The sequence below is a fragment of the Enterobacter sp. 168J2 genome (assembly GCF_034107265.1).
GTDB lineage: Bacteria > Pseudomonadota > Gammaproteobacteria > Enterobacterales > Enterobacteriaceae > Enterobacter > Enterobacter nematophilus.
The window spans coordinates 1-935 of the sequence record NZ_JAWNEB010000032.1 but is presented as its reverse complement, the minus strand read 5'-3'; the positions used below and the strand labels follow the sequence as shown (position 1 = coordinate 935).

Here is a 935-nt window from a genome sequence, read left to right as displayed (position 1 = left end):
CCACACCATGCTCAAAGGCCCATTGATCGAGCGCGCGGCAGGTAAATTCCGGGCCCTGATCGGTTCTTATTGTCGCCGGATAGCCCCTAAACAGCGCGATGCTGTCCAGAATACGCGTGACATGAACGCCTGAAATACCGAAAGCAGCCGTGATCGTCAGACACTCCTTCGTGAAATCATCCACACAGGTCAGGCACTTGATCCTCCGACCGTTGGCCAGTGCGTCCATAACGAAATCCATCGACCATGTCAGGTTCGGCGCATCCGGGCGCAGAAGCGGAAACCGTTCGGTTGCCAGCCCTTTACGGCGTCGTCTGCGTTTTACGCTCAGTCCATTAAGGTGGTAAATACGGTATACCCGCTTGTGATTGACGTGAAGGCCCTCCCGACGCAGCAGCTGCCAGATGCGGCGGTAGCCAAAACGCCTGCGCTCCAGTGCCAGCTCAGTGATGCGCCCTGATAAATGCGCATCAGCTGCCGGACGCTGAGCCTAATAGCAGCAGGTCGACAGGGACAAACCTGTAAGCCTGCAGGCACGACGTTGCGACAGACCGGTCGCATCACACATAAACTCAACGGCTTCCCGCTTCTGGCCTGTCGTCAGTACTTTCGCCCCAGAGCCACCTGAAGTGCCTCCTTATCCAGCATGGCTTCGGCAAGTAGCTTCTTGAGGCGGGCGTTCTCCTCTTCAAGAGATTTAAGCCGCTTCACCTCAGGAACTTCCATGCCACCAAACTTCTTGCGCCAGGTGTAGAAAGTGGCATCGGAAATGGCATGCTTACGGCAGAGCTCACGGGCAGAAACTCCGGCTTCCGCTTCGCGAAGAATACGGATGATCTGTTCGTCGGAAAAACGCTTCTTCATGGGGATGTCCTCATGTGGCTTATGAAGACATTACTAACATCGGGGTGTATTAATCAACGGGGAGCAGGTCA

At 55.5% G+C, this 935-nt stretch carries 1 pseudogene; it reads right to left on the bottom strand.

Annotated features, from left to right (window positions below):
• Positions 1-864: pseudogene (locus tag USG84_RS24015) on the bottom strand (IS3 family transposase); the annotation flags it as partial.
• Positions 865-935: the final 71 nt, after the last annotated feature.